This window comes from Stutzerimonas stutzeri (assembly GCF_018138085.1).
GTDB classification, from domain to species: domain Bacteria; phylum Pseudomonadota; class Gammaproteobacteria; order Pseudomonadales; family Pseudomonadaceae; genus Stutzerimonas; species Stutzerimonas stutzeri_AI.
Window position 1 is genome coordinate 2959193 of sequence record NZ_CP073105.1, and the last position, 17505, is coordinate 2976697.

Below are 17505 nucleotides of genomic sequence, written 5' to 3' on the forward strand. Positions count from 1 at the left end.
CAGCGAAGCTGCCCGGGCAGCAAGCCCAACGCTAAGCTCGAGCCTCAGAGCGCTCCGGTACTAATCCCGTACTTGTGGCCATTTGATCCCTTCGATCTATACCGAGGCCGGGGCAACTCAACAACAATCTCATTGCTTCGCTTCTTGGTGTACGGAGCCCTATCCACTGAGAATGGGAGATTCCAATGTCCAAGCTGACTCCTCTCGCTGCCGCACTCCTGTTGATGACAAGCGGCACCCTCATGGCCAATGAGCAACTCGCAGAGATTGAACAGATCGGCACCGATAACATCGCGCAGCAGACACAAAGCGGCACGATGCAGCGATCCTTCATTCGCCAGAACGGTACGGCCAACGATGCGCTGACCGACCAATCAGGCGATGCGGGCAAAGGAAGCCAGGCCAGCATCGAGCAGACCGGCACATACAACGCCGCCGAGGTCTATCAGGTCCATGCAAGCTCCTCCGGCCTTGCCAGCGCGGAAATCTCGCAGTCCGGCGATTCTAATAGCGCCTACATCGAGCAGCTGCAGTACCTGGGCGATCTTGTCGCAACGGCAAGCGTTCGCCAGGAGGGCAGCGGCAACCAGCTCGAAGCCCGGCAGACATGGGTGAACAACCAGCTGGACGTGGTTTCCCTAGGTCAGGACAACACCGTGCATGTCGACCAGACCGGCTTCAGCATGGCGGACATCCAGCAGACCGGCGCGCAGAACCTGGTGCAGCTGCAGCAGCTGAGCGCGGGCATCGGCGGCGGGACTGCTACGGTCGAACAGGACGGTGTGGCCAATCAGGCCAACATCTATCAGACATCGGGACGCTACCCAGCCGGCGATGTGATGCTGCAACAGTCCGGCACCGCCAACCTCGCACAGATCAACACCAGCGATGGCCACAGCTTGCTGAACTATGCCCAGCGGGGCGCGGGCAACGAGCTGACCGCCCATTTCAGTGGGCATGGCTCGCGGATCGACGGTTATTCGGAGGGTAACGATAACCAGGTAGCGGTATCGCAGGTCGGTGACGACAACAGTCTGGACATCGCGCAGATCGGCTCGGACAACCTGATCGACGCCTATCAGGGTTTTCATAACCACGAGGCGCTGATCAGCCAGTCCGGTGACGGCAACCAGGCGATCCTGCGACAGGAGACGCTGACGTATCAGGGTGCTTCGGCCAGCATCGTCCAGAACGGCAGTGGCAACCTGGCCAGCGTCGTCCAGCAATGATGACAACCCCGAGGGCATGAGCGAGCTGGAAAGCCCGGCGCTGGGCTTTCCAGCAGTTAACGCGGATCATCGAAGCTAGCGCGGACGCTGCACCGCTCTCAGCTTCCCGCTGCCACCACCGCCGCAGAAGAACCCGCCATTACCGTCGTATTCGAGGCCCGATACACCGATGTCCGGGGGCATTTCCACGGTGCTCAGCACTTCCCCGGTTGCCGGATCGATATGCCTCAGTTCGCTCTCGCCCTCTTCCCAGACGCCATGCCAGAGGTCGCCCTCCGCCCAGGTGACGCCGGTGACGAAACGGTTGGACTCGATGGTGCGCTGCACCGCACCTGTTTGCGGGTCCAGTTGATAGATTTTTCGGCCGCGATACTGCCCTACCCACAGCGATCCTTCAGCCCAAGCGAGACCCGACGCGTCGTCAGGCGCCGGAATCGAGGCGAGCACGGCCCCGGTGTCCAGGTCGATCTTCTGAATGCGGTCGCCGGAGATCTGAAACAGGTGCTGGCCATCGAAGGCCGTTCCGGCATCCGCGCGGGTGTCGAACGAACGCAGGGTCTGACCACTCGCCGGGTCGAGCGCGTGCAGTTTGTCGCCACTGGCAAACCAGACGTGGCGCCCGTCGTAACTGACGCCGTGTACGCTGTCGACGCCGGCGAAAGGACCATATTCGCGAGTGATTTGAGCTGTTGATCGATTCATTGCGCTTCCTCCTTGGTAGGTGGAGAAATCCTACTCACATCAGCGTCGCCCCAGGGAGTAACAAGATCGTCGCGAAACCTGGCATTGGTGGCGCCATCCAGCGACGCGACCTGCCGGTGCCGATTGACTCCACCTTGCCCGTGCTCGCCAGCGTGTCCAACGAGCGTTGCACCGAACGCTGACTGATACCGAGTGCGAAAGCCAGGCCGGAACTCGACCAGCAATGGCCATCCGCGAGACATGCCAGCAGCGCCGCATGTCGCCCTTCGACGGGACGGGCCAGTACGAGAACGTCGCTTGCATCGAACGGCACCAGCCGGAAGCCTCGCTTGGTTGCTGTCACACTGACCAGCGTTCCCAGCAGCGCCCGAAGGCGACCCATTTCCACGCGCAGCCGGGCCCGGTGTGATTCGTCGGCAGTCCGGGAACGAAACGCCTGTGCGATAAGCGTGTGCCGCGATACGTCGTCCGGCCACGCTTCGGCGAGCGCTCGCGCCAAGGCAAACAACACCGGGCGCTTGGCCAGGGACACGCAGTTACCGGCCTGGGACACGACATGACGGCACCCATCCACGACGACCGATCCAGAGGCCAGAATGCGTTGCACGTCATCCAGCAGCACCAGCCGTTCGCAGGCAGCGCTGATCAGCCGCGCCGCGGGCATGTCCAGAATAGCGGACGCGCGTTGCAGTTCCGCATCCAGCGCCGCAATACCTGAGCGCTTCGCAGCATGCGCTGCCCGGGCCAAGGCCTGGCGCGCCGTTCGAGCCTGATAATCACGAAGTGCCATGCCCGCGATGATCAGCTCGTAGATCGCCTTCGACGCCGGGCCCAGCCCAGCGGGGTCCAGCTCACGAAGCGCCCGCTCTGCCTCCTCGATGCGGCCGATCAGCAGCCAGCGACGCAGTTCCAGTAGTCGCGCGTAGGTGGCGTTGGCCTGATCGCCATGCGCCTTGAGCGTTACCCTCGCGTCGGCGAGCGAGCGTTCCGGCCAGCCAAGGTCGCGCGATGCCAGCGCCACCTCGGCTTCGGCGACGACGCACCGAGCGTGCGGCACCGGTTCGTCCGTTCCAAAGGCATTCGCGGCGGTTCTGAACAGCGCTTTCGCGCGCACGAATTCGCCTAGTTGGGCCATGGCGATGCCGCGAAGCGCGAGAGCCGCTGCGTCGTCGCGCAGGGCGATCCGTTTAAGCGCGCCGAGCGGATCACCTACGGCAAGCGCGGCCGCCGCAGCCTGGGCGGAGGCGTCCATCGCTATCCGAACACCACTCTGGTCGGGACCCGGTCCGATGTTTCGCTGCCCTACGCGCATTTCCCAGCCAACCTCCATAGAGCAGGTGTGCGGCAAGCATCCGCCCCGCCCGGTGAGCATCACGCAGCCTCAACCTCGGCCTGGCCGCTCGCTCTCTGCACCATAGCTGAACCTCGAGACGCTGTCTGAAACCCGAGCAAGCCAACATCAATACCCGTCAGCATCCTGATTCCAAGGCGGCTGCTAGCCGCACAACAGCGAGGCACGGTAGCCACCACCCGCGCAGGTTTGGCTCTCTGATAAACTTGCTCACCATTTTCCTGGATTCGAATCCAGGATTAACCAGCGTCCACCCGCCTTCTCGTTGCGCGGTGGACCTGCCGCGCTGCAACGCCGGGTAAATTCGAATCCCACCGGAATACCGCATGAATCTCAGCTCCAAGCCAGCCACCGCCAACCCGTCACTGTCCCGCCGTTTTTCCGTGGCGCCGATGATGGATTGGACTGATCGGCATTGCAGGTTCTTTCTGCGTCAGCTGTCCCGGCACGCCCTGCTCTACACCGAAATGGTGACCACCGGCGCGCTGATCAATGGCGATGCCGAGCGCTTCCTGCGTCACGATGAGGTGGAATATCCCCTGGCGCTGCAGCTTGGTGGAAGTGTCCCTGCCGACCTCGCTGCCTGCGCGCGAATGGCCGAAGCGGCGGGATACGACGAAGTCAACCTTAACGTGGGCTGCCCCAGCGATCGCGTGCAGAACAACCTGATCGGCGCCTGCCTGATGGGCCACCCGGCGCTGGTAGCCGATTGCGTCAAGGCGATGCGCGATGCGGTCGGAGTCGAGGTGACGGTCAAGCACCGGATCGGTATCAACGGGCGCGACAGCTACGCCGAGCTCTGCGATTTCGTCGGTCAGGTACGTGAAGCCGGTTGCCGGAGCTTTACCGTGCACGCCCGGATCGCCATCCTCGAAGGGCTGTCTCCGAAGGAGAACCGCGAGGTGCCGCCGCTGCGCTATGACGTCGCCGCCCGGCTCAAGGAAGACTTTCCGGACCTGGAAATCATCCTCAACGGTGGCATCAAGACGCTGGAAGAGTGCGAAACGCATCTGCAGCGCTTCGATGGCGTGATGCTCGGCCGAGAGGCGTATCACAATCCTTATCTGCTCGCGCAGGTGGACGCCAGGCTGTTCGGGAGCCGCGAGCCGATCATCGGTCGTGCCGAGGCGCTGAGACGGATGCGACCCTATATCCAACGACACCTGGACGCGGGCGGGGCCATGCATCACGTCACCCGTCACGTGCTAGGGCTTGGCCAGGGTTTCCCGGGGGCTCGACGCTTCCGCCAACTGCTCTCGGTCGACATACACAAGAGCAAGGAGCCTTTGGCGCTGCTGGATCAAGCGACCAGCCTGCTCGAAGGGCATTGAATCATTGACCAAGGAACACCCGGGATCATTTTCAATCCAAGTCCTGTCCGCCCGCCTCTGCGCCCGTTGAGTGGCTCGGGGACCTCGGGTAAGGTCAGGTCAACTCAGAGGATAGAGCGCCCCATGACATCCAAACTGGAACAACTCAAGCAGTTCACCACCGTGGTCGCCGATACCGGAGACCTCGATGCCATCGCCCGTCTGCAGCCGGTAGACGCGACCACCAACCCCTCCCTGCTGCTCAAGGCGGCTGCCCTGCCCCGTTACGCGGAGCACCTGCAGGCAGCGATGTCCCGCTGCGCCGGCGACATCGGGCTGGGCTGCGATCTGTTTGCCGTGGCGGTAGGGCAGGAAGTGCTCAAACTCATCCCCGGGCGCATCTCCACCGAGGTCGACGCAAGACTCTCCTTCGATACCGAGGCGATGATTCGGCGCGGCGAACGCCTGATCGGGCTGTATGAGGAAGCGGGCGTCTCGCGGGATCGCGTACTGATCAAGCTGGCCGCTACCTGGGAAGGCATCCGTGCCGCCGAGCAATTGGAGAAATTAGGCATCCAGACCAACCTGACCCTGTTGTTCTGCTTTACCCAAGCAGCGGCGTGCGCCGATGCCGGCGTGTTCCTCATCTCGCCGTTCGTTGGGCGCATCTACGACTGGTACAAGAAGCACGAAGGCCGCGACTATGTTGGCGATGAAGATCCAGGCGTGCAGTCGGTCAGCCGCATCTATGACTACTACAAGGCCCATGGTTATCAGACCGTCGTGATGGGCGCGAGCTTCCGCAATACCGGACAGATCGAAGCGCTGGCAGGCTGCGACCGCCTCACTATCAGCCCGGAGTTGCTGAGCCAGCTGGCCCAGACGGAAGGGCCGCTCGAGCGCAAGCTGTCGCCTGGGCGCGCGTCCGAGCCACGGGTTACGCTGGACGAGAACGCCTTCCGCTGGGGATTGAACGAGGACCCGATGGCAACCGAGAAGCTGGCCGAAGGCATCCGTCAGTTCGCCCGCGATCAGGAAAAGCTTGAAGCGCTGCTAGCGTCCTGAGTCGAGCGAATGCATCTTGCGGTCGGGCGCAGCGGTAACGCAGCCCGACGGCAAATGCGCAGCAAAATGAACAAAAATTGAACAGACGATCGCTGGCTCACGACACCTTTTGCCACGCCTGATTCAGGATCGCTCCAGAGCGGTCACGAGGTCACGAAAGGCCTCGCGGTTGGAGTCATTGAGGCTCATCAGAATACGGTGAGCCTCGAGCACCTTGGTCTTGACGACGTCTTCGGACTGATCTTGGCTGGGCAAATCGGCCAGTTGCTCGGGCGATGGCAACGGCTGATCGACGATATTGAACACCTGATCGAAACCCATCGACTGCAGCAGCCGGGTGATATCGGCGTGGGTGGTCACCAGGGTGGGCAGCATGCCGATCTTCTGCCGGGACAGAATGGACAATTTGGCAAGCAGCCCCAGCGTCGTGCTGTCGATGCTTCGGCTTTCGGTAAGATCGATCACAATCGCCGAGAAATTCAGTGATGAAAAAATTTTCTCGATGGTTGCATCAAGCGCCGAGCATAGCGTCAGTCGAATCTCGCCGACAAATTTCAGGATGAAGGTGCCATCCTGCTCGGCGAACTGGATTTTGCCAGTGCTCATGCAAGGTTCCTGCTCAATACCAGCAACGCGATGTCATCGGGCATATCCTCCAGATCGGCCAGGCCGAGCACTCGCTGCAATCCTTCCAGCGTACCGCCAGCTTCGCAAATCAGCCCAGGCAGACCTGCTTCTTTATCTTTGAGGGTTTCTCCCGGCAAAAGGTCCAAAATGCCATCGGAAAGCAGGGTCAGGCTGAACGAGTCCGGCAGCTCGATCTCGTAATTATCGTAGGTGGCTTCGACGAACAGGCCAACCGGCAGCCCACGCCCCTCCAGATATCTGGCCGCACCGCCGGTATAGAGCACTGGCATCGGGAGATGCCCGCCAATGCTGTAATGCAGGATATTGCGCTCTTGATCGATGACCCCGCCCAGCATGGTTACGTGCTTGCCCAGCTTGCAGTTGATCAGCCCGCGGTTGATGTGGTCGAGCACCTCGGACGGTTTGAACGCTCGCAGCGCCCCTCCCCGCCGGGACTCATACAGCAAGCGCGTGGTCATGAACTTCAACAGAACGGTGACGAACGCCGAGGAAGCGCCATGCCCGGATACGTCGGCCAGATAAAAGCCGATGCGATGCTCGTCTACCCGAAAGTAATCGACGAAATCGCCGGAGAGGTAAAGCGACGGGATGATCTGATGGGCGAACTGAAAATCATCGAGGCCGCACGGTGTAACCGGCAACATGTTCATCTGCACTTGCCGGCCGGCGTCCTGGTCTTCCTGCAATAGATGCAGGCTGGCCTGGAGATCACGATTCGCCGTTTCCAGCTGTTCGCGATAGCGCCGGTTTTCCAGACGCAACCGTGAGCGGTCGAGCGCTCGACGGACCGAATGTTCGAGCACCGCCAGGTCTTCGAGCGGCTTGATCAGGTAGTCAGCCGCCCCCAGACGCAACGCCTCGACCGCATCGCTCATCACGCCAGCGCCAGAAACGACGATAACCGGAAGATCGACCTGGCGTTCGCTGATCAGGCGAATCAACTCCAGTCCGTCCATCTGCGGCATGCGCAGATCGCAGATCACCAGATCTGGATGTTCGGCATCGAACAGTTCCATGCCTCGCGGCCCGTTAGGCGCCTGCAGCACCTTGAAACCACTGTCATCCAGATAGGCGGCCAGACTGGCTCGTACCACATCGTCGTCATCAATGATCAGCAGCGTCGCGCTTGGGTTGTGCATGTTCCTACCAGGCGGTATCGCCAGGACGTTGGCGAAAGCATCAGCCCCGCGCAAGCGCTGGGCAAGGGATCTTTTCAAGGCGCAGACGGTACTCCCATACGTTCGGCGTTTCAAGCCAGGCGCCGCCGCTCCGGCTGTGCTTTACAGACCGAATTGGCGGGCGCTATAAGAACGAACGCAACCAGAACTCAAAGGACGAAAAAATGACCCTGAGCGATCGGGACTACAGCGAGAAACGCGATTTCATTCGCATGCAGATCGAGACCGCGATCACCCTGACACAGGGCAGCCAGCGCCATGAGGGCGTATGCCTGGATCTTTCCAGTACCGGCATGCAGGTCCTCGCCGCCACCAACCTGCAGATGGGCGACAAGGTGAGCGTGCATATCCCCTCGGAACACAGCGAACTCAAAGGATTGGACGCCGAAACCGAGGTGGTCCGGGTCGGTACGCATGAAGATGGCCGGCAGAGCCTGGGACTGGCCATCCTTTCGATGAACTAAGCCACGTGCGTCGCCTTTGGCGAGGTATGTCGTGCCCTTTTCGCCTCGAGGGGCTGACAACCGGCCGAGGCGACAACGATCAGAAGTCGTCTTCGACCTGGCCATCCTGGGTACGGAACTCGCGGTTTTGCAGATAGGCGTTACGAACGAAGATGTACTTGTCCCCCGTGATCATTTTCTCGGCCGAAAGCAGGCCGGCGCGCAAGTCCACCACATTGATCGCTCGGGTCACGTTTCGAGTAGGAACGTGGTCCATGTAGGGATACGGCTGCAGGAACGCATCGGGTACGCGCCCGGCGGCGTCACGCACGGTGCTCGGCCCCAGAAGCGGCAGTACCACATAGGGCCCGCTACCCAAGCCCCACGCACCTAGCGTCTGGCCGAAATCCTCATCGTTCTTCTGCAGCCCCATGCGGGTCGCGACGTCGAAGAAGCCCAGCACGCCGAACGTGCTGTTGAACAGGATCCGGCTGGTGTCGATACCAGCGTCGCGGACCTTGCCTTGCAGCAAGTCGTTGGTGAGCACCACCACGTCGCCCAGGTTGCTGAACACGTTGCCGATGCCATCTTCGAGGAAATCCGGCGTGACCTTCTGATAGCCCTGCGCCAATGGCTTGAGCGAGTAGGTATCGACCGTATCGTTGAAACGGAAGATCGTACGGTTCACCCCTTCCCAGGGATCCTCTTCAGCGGCCTGCAGGGATGCGCCGAACACAGCCAGCGCGCCCACCAGGACGACTTTGAAATATCCGACCCAATCCTTGCCGATCATATGCATCGCGGCCTTCCCCTCGTTCCGAAATGGTGGCATCTGCCTACAAAGCGCTGAAGTATAAATCTAATCCGCACCGTTCCGGCAGCCGACAGACACGCGGGCGACGAACTTCGCCGACGTCCGCTTCTCAAAGCTGGGACAAGCCCAGCCCGCTGGTTTAACCTTGCTCATATCGAGCGCTGGCGAACTCGCCGCCCGAAAAATATCGAGGGAAGCAACATGCCGGAACATGATCTGCAGTCGCAGCTTGCCGAGCTGCGTAGTCAGCTGGCCCAGGACGCACCGCTGTCGGAAGAAGAGCGCGCGTCGCTGCAAGCGATAGCCCATGACATCGAGCTTCGCCTGGCCAACGAGGGTATGGTGGAGCAGAACGATTCGCTGGTCGACGGCGTCAATCTGGCAGTCGAGCGGTTCGAGGTCAGCCATCCGAACACTGCGATGACACTGCGCAACATCATGCAGACGCTGGCGAACATGGGCATATAAAAAGAAGCCGAGAGAAGCGTAGGAGGCTGGACGGGAAGCGGCACGAACCAGCCGTGCCCATCCTGCCCCCTCGGTTGCGGTCGCTTACTGCCTTACGAGACGCCCATTGCCCAGCCCCCGCGTCTCGGTGCTGCGGTACGGGTTGATATCCAGCCCGCCGCGACGCACATAGCGCGCGTGAACGCTTAGCCACTCCGGGTGCAGCACGCGCTGCAGGTCGAGGAAGATTCGCTCGACGCACTGCTCATGAAAGTCTGCGTGCTGGCGGAAGCTCACCAGATAGGCCAACAGGCTGCCATGATCCAGCGCCGCGCCACGATAGCCGATGGCGACCGTGCCCCAGTCCGGCTGACCGGTGACGGGGCAATTGGATTTCAGCAGGTGGCTGTGAATCCACTCTTCCGCCTGACGCTCAGGATCACAGCTCAACAGCTGCGGCCGTGGTGAATCGTAGTGCTGGATGCTGACGTCCAGTTCGTCGATGCACTGCCCCGCCGGCACGACAACCCCCTCCTGCGCCACTTCCTCCAGCGTCCGCAGGCGCACGCCGACCGGCTTGCCCGCTGCGGCCGACAGATCCCGCGCCATCACCTCTGCCAGCGCCTCGCGGCTATCAAATACCGACTGGTTCAGCGAATTGAGATAGAGCTTGAATGACTTGGACTCGATGATGTTCGGCGAGTCCGCCGGAATACTGAACTCACCAATCGCGACGACAGGTTTGCCGGACGGCAGCAGCCAGGACAGCTCGTAACAGTTCCAGATATCGACGCCGCGATAGGGCAAGGTGTCGGCGCTCAGCCCGAGTTCGGCCCATTTCGGCGCCCGAGGGATCGGGAAGAGCTGCTCAGGGCTGTAGGTCGCGACATAGGCGCTGGATTTGCCCAGCGGAGAGAGTTCGGCGGGGTGTTGCATGGCGGGAACCTGTACGAAAAATGACCGCAAGTGTATCGGTTCCCGCCACGTTTATCATCGCCATTGCCCGTTGCGGGCGGATTACTGACGCATTCCGCGGCCGCTGGTGAGGAGCCTGATGCATAACAGGTACATCAGCACGGCGGCGACCGCCATGAAGCTGATCGCGACTCCGATGCGGATGTCCGACACGCCGAGAATGCCGTAACGAAAGGCATTGACCATGTGCAGGATGGGGTTGGCGAGCGACAGTGTCTGCCAGAACGGCGACAACAGATTGATCGAGTAGAACACCCCACCCAGATAGGTCAGCGGCGTCAATACGAAGGTTGGGATGATGGATATGTCATCGAAGTTGCGCGCATAGACTGCGTTGATGAAGCCGCCCAGGGCGAAAATCGTCGAGGTCAGGGTAATCACCAGCAAGGTGACGCCCAAGTGATGCACCTGCAGATCGGTAAAGAACATCGACAACAGCGTGACGATCAGCGCCACGGCTAGACCACGTGTGATGCCGCCTAGCGAAAAACCGATAAGGATCACATGCGGAGACACCGGCGACACCAGCAGCTCCTCGATGGAACGCTGGAACTTGCTGCTGAAAAAGCTGGAAACCACGTTGCTGTAGGAGTTGGTGATCACCGACATCATGATCAGCCCCGGCACGATGTACTCCATATAGGTGAAACCACCCATCTCACCGATTCGCGAGCCGATCAGGTTTCCGAAGATCACGAAGTACAGCACCATCGTGATCGCCGGAGGCAGCAGAGTCTGGGGCCAGATCCGCGTATAGCGGCGTATTTCGCGATGGACGATGGTTTGCAGCGCCACCAGATTGGGCCGGAATTCAGCGTTCATTTGGCCCCCTTGGGTAGATTGTTTTCGACCATCGAAACGAACAGCTCCTCGAGCCGGTTGGTCTTGTTGCGCAGGCTCAACACCTCGATGCCCTGCGCCGACAGCATACGAAACAGGTCCGTGATGCCCTGGCTCTTGTCGACCTGCACCTCCAGCGTGTGATGGTCGACCAGCCTCGCCGGATAGGGGCCGAGGTCCGGCGGCACCAGTTGCGACTCTTTCAGATCAAGCAGGAAGGTCTCGACGTGAAGCTGCTTGAGCAGCTCGCGCATGCTGGTGTTCTTGACGATCTGCCCGTGGTCGATGATTCCGATGTTGCGGCACAGCTGCTCGGCCTCTTCCAGGTAGTGGGTGGTGAGAATGATGGTGATGCCTTCACGATTCAGTCCCGTGAGAAACGACCACATCGAGCGGCGCAACTCGATATCGACGCCTGCGGTCGGCTCATCGAGGATCAGCAGTCGCGGACGGTGAATCAGTGCCCGGGCGATCATCAGTCGGCGCTTCATGCCACCGGACAGCATGCGCGAAGACACATCGCGTTTGTCCCACAGCCCGAGCTGGTTGAGGTACTGCTCAGCACGCTCCTTGGCGATCTTCGCCGGGATGCCGTAGTAGCCCGCCTGGGTTACCAGGATGTCGAACGCCTTCTCGAACTGGTTGAAGTTGAATTCCTGCGGCACCACGCCCAGGCATCGCTTGAGTCCGCCGGGGTCACGGTCCAGGTCGTGCCCGAACACATTCACCGTGCCGCCCGTCTTGTTCACCAGCGTGGAGAGGATGCCGATGGTCGTCGATTTGCCCGCACCGTTGGGGCCCAGCAAGGCGAAGAAATCGCCTTCGGCCACGTCAAGGTCGATACCCTTGAGCGCCTCGAAGCCGTTTCCGTAAATTTTCGTCAACTGCCGAATGGATAGAGCAGTACTCATAAGGAATGCACACAACGCAGAGAGGTTCAGAGTAGATAAGGGCGACACCGCGCAATTGCAACACGCGTGGCGCCAATGCGGTAAATGCCTGGCCGGGATAGCGTAACGCGCAACGGCGTTTCGGTCATTCGGGAAACTCGCAAGCGTATCGCCAGTCACTATCGAGTACCCATCGCGTCGACCTGTCCCTTCACCCCAGCCATCCCAAGCGCCTATGCTCATCACGACGCCAAACGCCTAACAAGGAAAATCCCATGACCCTGCTCTGGTTGCTTGTCTTACTGCTCGGCATCGCCGTGATCGCTCACTTACGTGTATCGCCGGTACCGGCGCTGGCGATCGTTGCGGCGTACTTGCTGCTGATGGGAGCAGCCGACGAAACCCCAACTCTGCTCATGCTGATTCTCTGGTTGGTGCTGATCGCGGTGGCGGTTCCGCTGCTGGTCAGTGATCTGCGCATCAAATACTTCAGCGGGCCGATGTTCGACTGGTTCAAGAAGGTACTGCCGCCGATTTCCGACACTGAACGCGATGCCATCGACGCCGGCACCGTCTGGTGGGACGGCGAGCTATTCAGTGGCCGGCCGAACTGGGACACCCTGCTCGGCTACCCCAGGGCGACGCTGACCGAGGAAGAGCAGGCCTTCATCGACGGGCCCACCGAGGCACTGTGCGCCATGGTCAACGACTGGGAGGTCGGCCAGCGCCTGGATCTGCCGCAGGAGGCATGGGACTACATCAAGGCCGAAGGCTTCTTCGCCCTGATCATTCCCAAGGAATACGGCGGCAAGGGTTTCTCGGCCTACGCGCATTCACAGATCGTTATGAAACTGGCGACCCGCAGCGGTGACCTGGCCAGCACCGTCATGGTGCCCAACTCGCTCGGCCCGGCCGAACTGCTGATGCACTACGGCACCGACGAGCAACGCAACCACTACCTGCCGCGTCTGGCCAACGGCACGGACATCCCCTGTTTCGCCCTGACCGGCCCCTATGCCGGCTCCGATGCCGGCGCGATGAACGACAGCGGCGTGATCTGCCGCGGCCAGTGGCAGGGCGAGGAAGTGCTCGGCCTGCGCCTTAACTGGGAAAAGCGCTACATCACCCTCGGCCCGGTCGCCACACTGCTCGGCGTCGCCTTCAAGACCTATGACCCCGAGCATCTGCTGGGTGACGAGGAGGAACTGGGCATCAGCCTGGCACTGATCCCGACCGATACCGCGGGCGTCGAGATCGGCCGCCGTCACCTTCCCCTGGGCGCGGCCTTCATGAACGGACCGAACTGGGGCAAGGATGTCTTCGTGCCGCTGGAGGCCATCATCGGTGGCCGCGACATGATCGGCAAAGGCTGGATGATGCTGATGAACTGCCTCTCGGTAGGTCGTTCCATCTCGCTGCCGGCCACCGGCGTCAGTGCCGCGAAGGCCTGCAGCTACGTGTCCGGCCGCTACGCGCAGATCCGCGAGCAATTCAACGTACCGCTAGCAGCCTTCGAGGGCATCCAGGAGCCGTTGGCGCGGATCGGTGGCAATGCCTGGCTGATGGACAGCGCGCGAATCCTCACCGCCAACGCCGTCGACCTCGGCGAAAAACCCTCGGTGCTGTCAGCGATCCTCAAATACCACCTGACCGAGCGCGGCCGCGCATGCGTCACCGACGCCATGGACATCCACGGTGGCAAGGGCATCATCATGGGCCCGAACAATTACCTGGGCCGGCTGTGGCTGTCGGCGCCGATCTCGATCACCGTCGAAGGCGCCAACATCCTTTCGCGCAACCTGATGATCTTCGGCCAGGGTGCGATCCGCTGCCATCCCTTCGTCCTGCGCGAGATGGAGCTGGTGCATGAGCCCGACCGTGACGAAGCGGTGAAGAAGTTCGACAAGCTGCTCATGCAGCACATCGGCTTCGCCGTCAGCAACACGGCCAGCACCCTGGTGCTGGGGCTGACCTTCGGCCTGTTCGGCAAGGCACCGGGCACCGACCTGACCCGCCCCTACTTCCGCGCGCTGGATCGGATTGCCGCCGCATTTGCGATGCTGGCCGACCTGTCGATGATGCTGTTGGGCGGGGAGCTCAAACGCCGCGAACGTCTGTCGGCGCGGCTGGGCGACGTGCTCAGTCACCTTTACCTGGCGTCCGCCGCGCTCAAGCGCTATCACGACCTTGGCCACCCGACCGAACAGGCGCCGTTGTTGCGCTGGGCATTGGAAGACTGCCTGTGCAAGGCCGAGCGCGCGCTGGCCGACACGCTGAGCAACTTCCCCAATCGGCTGCTTGGCGGAGGGTTGCAGCTGTTGGTGTTTCCGTTCGGAGCGCGTCACAAGGGGCCGTCCGACGAGCTGGACGCTGAAGTGGCGGCGATCCTTGGTCGTCCGGAAGGCGACCCGGCGCTGGAGCAGGTACTCGAAGGCGTGTACCGCCCGGACGATGCTGACGAGGCTTTCGGTGCGCTGCGCGATGCCTTCGATGCGCTGGCTGCCGCCCAACCGCTGCAGAAGAAGCTGCATAAGGCACTCAAGAGCGGCGAATTCAAGCCCGCCGCGCACGAGGATCCGATCAGCGCCGCCCTCGCGGCCGGTGTACTGAACGCCTCGGAGGCCGAGCAACTCACCGCGGCCGAAGCTGCTCGGCGCAAGGTCATCAGCGTCGACGATTTCGACAAGGCGCAACTTGAGCTGAGCGAGGGGAAAATCCGTTGAATCGCTGAAACCGATTTGCGAGCAATCGCCTCCCTCAAGCGAACCGTGCACAGCGCCTTTGGCTTTGTGGGAGGCGCGCCCCGCGGCGAACAACGCCGGCTCGGTGCCCAAAAGCTTCGGCCTGGGTCGGCCCCCTACAAGCGGACCGTGTGCAGCGTACCTTGTGGGAGGCACGCCCTCCGGCGAACAAACCCGCCGTAACCAGCAACCTAGAGCCTGCCTCAGCCTACCGTCCGGCGATCGTCTTGGCCGAATACCGAACCCAGGGCGGCCCACCGAGTCAACAGCACACGCCCCAATTAACCCCGGCGCCCGTATAATCGCGCGCCCAATCGACACAGGTGAACCATGGCCAATCCTTATCACGACCACAATCTGGCTCTTCTGGCCCATCTGCGCGGCATCCTGCTGGCGATGGGCGAAACCGAGCAGGTTTCGGAAGAAAGCCATGCGCTGTTCCTCGAACGCTTCGACGAACTGATCATGAATCTCAAGAACGTGCCGGAAGAGCGGCACATGGGCCAGGACATGATCTGCCAGGTCTTCCATCGCTACCCGCAGATCGCCCATCTGGTGCCACGCGACCTGCTCTGGTACTTCGGCGGCGACTGCCTGCATTTCATGCCGGATGAAGAAATCGAGATCTTCCAGCGCTTGGAAGAACGTCGCTACGAGGCCGAGGAAAACGACGAGCCGTTCGACTGGAACATGGAACGGCAACTGATGAGCATGCCGGACGAAGGCCCGCGCCACTGAGCATCATCAGCCCTTGCGGATGTTAGCGGCGGACTGCGGTCCGCCGTCTGCGTTAAGCGGGCCTCACGCCCGCCGCTTGTTCAGGAAGCCCAGCGGCCGAAGCGGCGCCGCTGAGCTGCCAAGCCAACGGCTCGGCACGTTCGATCAGGGTTGGTTCGCCGCCTCGGCAGCCTTGATCAGGTCGGCGCCGATTTCACCTTCGAACTTTTTCCACACCGGCCGCATCGCTTCGCGCCATTCGCCGCGTTGCTCGGGAGTCAGCCGGATGATCTCGGTCTTGCCCGACTCGGCGATGGTGCGCTTGGCCTTTTGGTTGAGCTCATCAGCCTGACGGTTCACCTCGACCGACACTTCCTGCATGACCTGCTCCAGTTCGCTGCGCACATCCGCCGGCAGGCCCTGCCAGAACTGGGTGTTGGTAATGACCATGTAGTCGATCAGGCCGTGGTCGGATTCGGTGATGTACTTCTGCACCTCATGCACTTTCTGGCTCTCGTAGTTCGACCAGGTGTTTTCGGTGCCGTTGACAACGCCGGTCTGCAGCCCCTGGTACACCTCGGCAAAACTCATCTTGCGCGGATTGGCACGCACCGCCTTGAACTGCTCCTCCAGCACCTGCGAAGCCTGTACCCGGAATTTCAGCCCGCGCGCATCTTTCGGCTCGCGCAGCGGCTTGTTGGCCGACATCTGCTTGGTGCCGTTGTGCCAGTAGGCCAGGCCGGTGATGTTCTTGTCTTCCATGGCCGTCAGCAGTGCCTTGCCCTGCGGGCTGCTCTGGAAACGGTCGGCAGCGGCCAGGTCGTCGAACAGAAATGGCAGGTCGAAGATCTGGATCGACTTATCGTACTGCTCGAACTTGGCCAGCGAAGGCGCCAGCAGCTGTACATCTCCGATCAGTAGCGCCTCCATTTCCTTGCCGTCGCCGAACAGCGAAGAGTTGGGATAGACCTCGACCGTCACCTTGCCGGGCAGGCGCTCTTCGGCGAGCTTCTTGAATAGTAATGCGCCCTGCCCTTTGGGCGTGTTATCCGCGACCACATGGGAGAACTTGATGACGATGGGCTCGGCATGCGCCAGAGCTGCGATGGAAAAAGAAAGCGCGCAGGCGAGCGCCTTGAGCGTGTTACTCAGCATGGAAGTACCCTCTTGTTTTTGTCGGTTGGTACGTTTCGCGGGCACCGCGTCGCGGTCAGGGGACCGTTTGCCCGGCACGTTGCAACAGGCGACGGGCACGGCCGATGACCGGTGCATCGATCATCTGCCCGTCGACCACGAAGACACCCTCGCCAGAGGCACCGGCCGCGAGGACGCGTTGCGCCCAGGCCAGTTCGTCTGCGTTGGGCATCAACGTCTCGTGCACCACAGCCACCTGGCTGGGGTGAATGCACAGCAAGCCGCCGAAGCCCATATCGCGGGCGTCGGCAGCGAATCGAGCGAGTCCGTCGAGATTGCGGATATCTGGGAATACGCTGTCGAGTGGCGGCGCCAGATTGGCCAGCCGGCTGTGCAGCAGCAGCGCATAGCGCGCCTGGTCGAGGACACGCTCGGCCGCAGACGTGCCACTGGCCAGCCCGAGGGCCAGCCCGAGGTCCAGGGCGCCGAAGGAGAGCCGTTCGACGCCGCTGGCCGCCGCGATCTCAGGCAGCGCGGCGAGCCCCCTGGCACTTTCGATGATGGGCCAGACCGGTTTACCGCACTCCGCCGCCGTCGCCACCTGGGCGGCACACTCGACTTTGGGCAGCAACACCCCGATCACACCGGATCGTGCCGCACAGAGCTGCAGGTCTTCGGCCTGCTGAGGGTGGCCGGCTGCGTTGATGCGCACCAGCACCCGAGCTTGGGCGTCGCTGGCGAGAAAGCTATCGAGCGCTTCGCGCGCCTGCGCCTTGAGGGGCTCGGCAACGGCATCTTCCAGGTCGACGATGACCACATCGGCACCGCTCGACAGTGCCTTGGGAATCCGCTCGGGGCGGGTCGCAGGTACGAACAATGCGCTACGGATGATGCTCGGGTTCATGGTGGTCCCCTCGATCTGCTGGGTCATCTGGATGCCGCTGCTGTATGCGCGAGGCTGCTCGCGAACCCGCTGTTGCGCCCTGATCGCGGGTTCGCCAGCACGCCGATGCAACCCACG

General features: G+C 61.9%; 17 protein-coding genes. 7 read left to right on the plus strand and 10 right to left on the minus strand.

Annotation, left to right across the window (positions count from 1 at the left end; all coding sequences use genetic code 11):
- Positions 1 to 185 precede the first annotated feature (185 nt).
- Positions 186 to 1229: a hypothetical protein gene (locus tag KCX70_RS13495; RefSeq protein WP_212617854.1), complete on the plus strand. Its 1044-nt coding sequence runs from the start codon at positions 186 to 188 to the stop codon at positions 1227 to 1229.
- Between the two features lie 75 nt (positions 1230 to 1304).
- Here KCX70_RS13495 and KCX70_RS13500 read toward each other — a convergent pair whose 3' ends face one another.
- Both KCX70_RS13500 and KCX70_RS13505 read right to left on the minus strand, forming a co-directional pair.
- Positions 1305 to 1931 carry a DUF5074 domain-containing protein gene (locus KCX70_RS13500; protein ID WP_212617855.1) on the minus strand — a complete coding sequence of 209 codons (627 nt, stop codon included), beginning with the start codon at positions 1929 to 1931 and terminating at the stop codon, positions 1305 to 1307.
- 34 nt (positions 1932 to 1965) lie between these two features.
- Positions 1966 to 3183, minus strand: a complete 1218-nt coding sequence (locus KCX70_RS13505; protein WP_212617856.1) for a helix-turn-helix domain-containing protein — start codon at positions 3181 to 3183, stop codon at positions 1966 to 1968.
- A 425-nt stretch (positions 3184 to 3608) separates the two neighbouring features.
- Between KCX70_RS13505 and dusA the strand changes: the two genes are divergently transcribed.
- Together dusA and tal are read left to right on the plus strand one after the other, a co-directional pair.
- Positions 3609 to 4613 (plus strand): tRNA dihydrouridine(20/20a) synthase DusA, encoded by a 1005-nt coding sequence (gene dusA / locus KCX70_RS13510; protein ID WP_102847329.1) that lies wholly within the window; start codon positions 3609 to 3611, stop codon positions 4611 to 4613.
- A gap of 123 nt (positions 4614 to 4736) precedes the next feature.
- Positions 4737 to 5657 carry a transaldolase gene (gene tal, locus KCX70_RS13515; RefSeq protein ID WP_212617857.1) on the plus strand — a complete coding sequence of 307 codons (921 nt, stop codon included), beginning with the start codon at positions 4737 to 4739 and terminating at the stop codon, positions 5655 to 5657.
- Between the two features lie 123 nt (positions 5658 to 5780).
- Here tal and rssC read toward each other — a convergent pair whose 3' ends face one another.
- Both rssC and rssB read right to left on the minus strand, forming a co-directional pair.
- Positions 5781 to 6263 (minus strand): anti-sigma factor antagonist RssC, encoded by a 483-nt coding sequence (gene rssC / locus KCX70_RS13520; RefSeq protein WP_021208583.1) that lies wholly within the window; start codon positions 6261 to 6263, stop codon positions 5781 to 5783.
- Complete coding sequence (gene rssB / locus KCX70_RS13525; RefSeq protein ID WP_021208582.1) at positions 6260 to 7444, minus strand: two-component system response regulator RssB; 1185 nt, start codon at positions 7442 to 7444, stop codon at positions 6260 to 6262. The genes rssC and rssB overlap by 4 nt, the downstream gene beginning before the upstream one ends.
- Positions 7445 to 7647: 203 nt before the next feature.
- Here rssB and KCX70_RS13530 point away from each other — a divergent pair, with 203 nt between their 5' ends.
- Positions 7648 to 7947: a PilZ domain-containing protein gene (locus KCX70_RS13530; RefSeq protein WP_102852070.1), complete on the plus strand. Its 300-nt coding sequence runs from the start codon at positions 7648 to 7650 to the stop codon at positions 7945 to 7947.
- A 79-nt stretch (positions 7948 to 8026) separates the two neighbouring features.
- Here KCX70_RS13530 and KCX70_RS13535 read toward each other — a convergent pair whose 3' ends face one another.
- Positions 8027 to 8725 (minus strand): MlaA family lipoprotein, encoded by a 699-nt coding sequence (locus KCX70_RS13535; protein ID WP_021208580.1) that lies wholly within the window; start codon positions 8723 to 8725, stop codon positions 8027 to 8029.
- A gap of 216 nt (positions 8726 to 8941) precedes the next feature.
- Here KCX70_RS13535 and KCX70_RS13540 point away from each other — a divergent pair, with 216 nt between their 5' ends.
- Entirely contained in the window at positions 8942 to 9208 is a 267-nt protein-coding gene (locus tag KCX70_RS13540; RefSeq protein WP_021208579.1) for a DUF4404 family protein, read from the plus strand.
- An 84-nt stretch (positions 9209 to 9292) separates the two neighbouring features.
- Here KCX70_RS13540 and queF read toward each other — a convergent pair whose 3' ends face one another.
- The 3 genes from queF to KCX70_RS13555 form a co-directional block, all read right to left on the minus strand.
- Complete coding sequence (gene queF / locus KCX70_RS13545) at positions 9293 to 10123, minus strand: NADPH-dependent 7-cyano-7-deazaguanine reductase QueF (RefSeq protein WP_212617858.1); 831 nt, start codon at positions 10121 to 10123, stop codon at positions 9293 to 9295.
- An 81-nt stretch (positions 10124 to 10204) separates the two neighbouring features.
- Complete coding sequence (locus KCX70_RS13550; RefSeq protein ID WP_021208577.1) at positions 10205 to 10984, minus strand: ABC transporter permease; 780 nt, start codon at positions 10982 to 10984, stop codon at positions 10205 to 10207.
- The gene (locus KCX70_RS13555; protein WP_212617859.1) at positions 10981 to 11913 is read right to left on the minus strand and encodes an ABC transporter ATP-binding protein; all 933 of its coding nucleotides are present in this window, start codon (positions 11911 to 11913) and stop codon (positions 10981 to 10983) included. Before KCX70_RS13555 ends, KCX70_RS13550 begins: the two co-directional genes overlap by 4 nt.
- A 254-nt stretch (positions 11914 to 12167) precedes the next feature.
- Here KCX70_RS13555 and KCX70_RS13560 point away from each other — a divergent pair, with 254 nt between their 5' ends.
- Both KCX70_RS13560 and KCX70_RS13565 read left to right on the plus strand, forming a co-directional pair.
- A complete protein-coding gene (locus KCX70_RS13560) occupies positions 12168 to 14615 on the plus strand; it encodes an acyl-CoA dehydrogenase (protein WP_212617860.1) in 2448 nt (815 codons plus the stop codon).
- Between the two features lie 348 nt (positions 14616 to 14963).
- Complete coding sequence (locus tag KCX70_RS13565; RefSeq protein WP_021208574.1) at positions 14964 to 15371, plus strand: PA2817 family protein; 408 nt, start codon at positions 14964 to 14966, stop codon at positions 15369 to 15371.
- A gap of 144 nt (positions 15372 to 15515) precedes the next feature.
- On the opposite strand, the gene KCX70_RS13570 is transcribed toward KCX70_RS13565, so the two are convergent.
- Together KCX70_RS13570 and KCX70_RS13575 are read right to left on the minus strand one after the other, a co-directional pair.
- Positions 15516 to 16505: a TRAP transporter substrate-binding protein gene (locus tag KCX70_RS13570; protein WP_212617861.1), complete on the minus strand. Its 990-nt coding sequence runs from the start codon at positions 16503 to 16505 to the stop codon at positions 15516 to 15518.
- A 55-nt stretch (positions 16506 to 16560) separates the two neighbouring features.
- On the minus strand, positions 16561 to 17388 hold the full coding sequence (locus tag KCX70_RS13575) for an HpcH/HpaI aldolase/citrate lyase family protein (protein ID WP_212620347.1): 828 nt from the start codon (positions 17386 to 17388) through the stop codon (positions 16561 to 16563).
- Between the last annotated feature and the right edge of the window lie 117 nt (positions 17389 to 17505).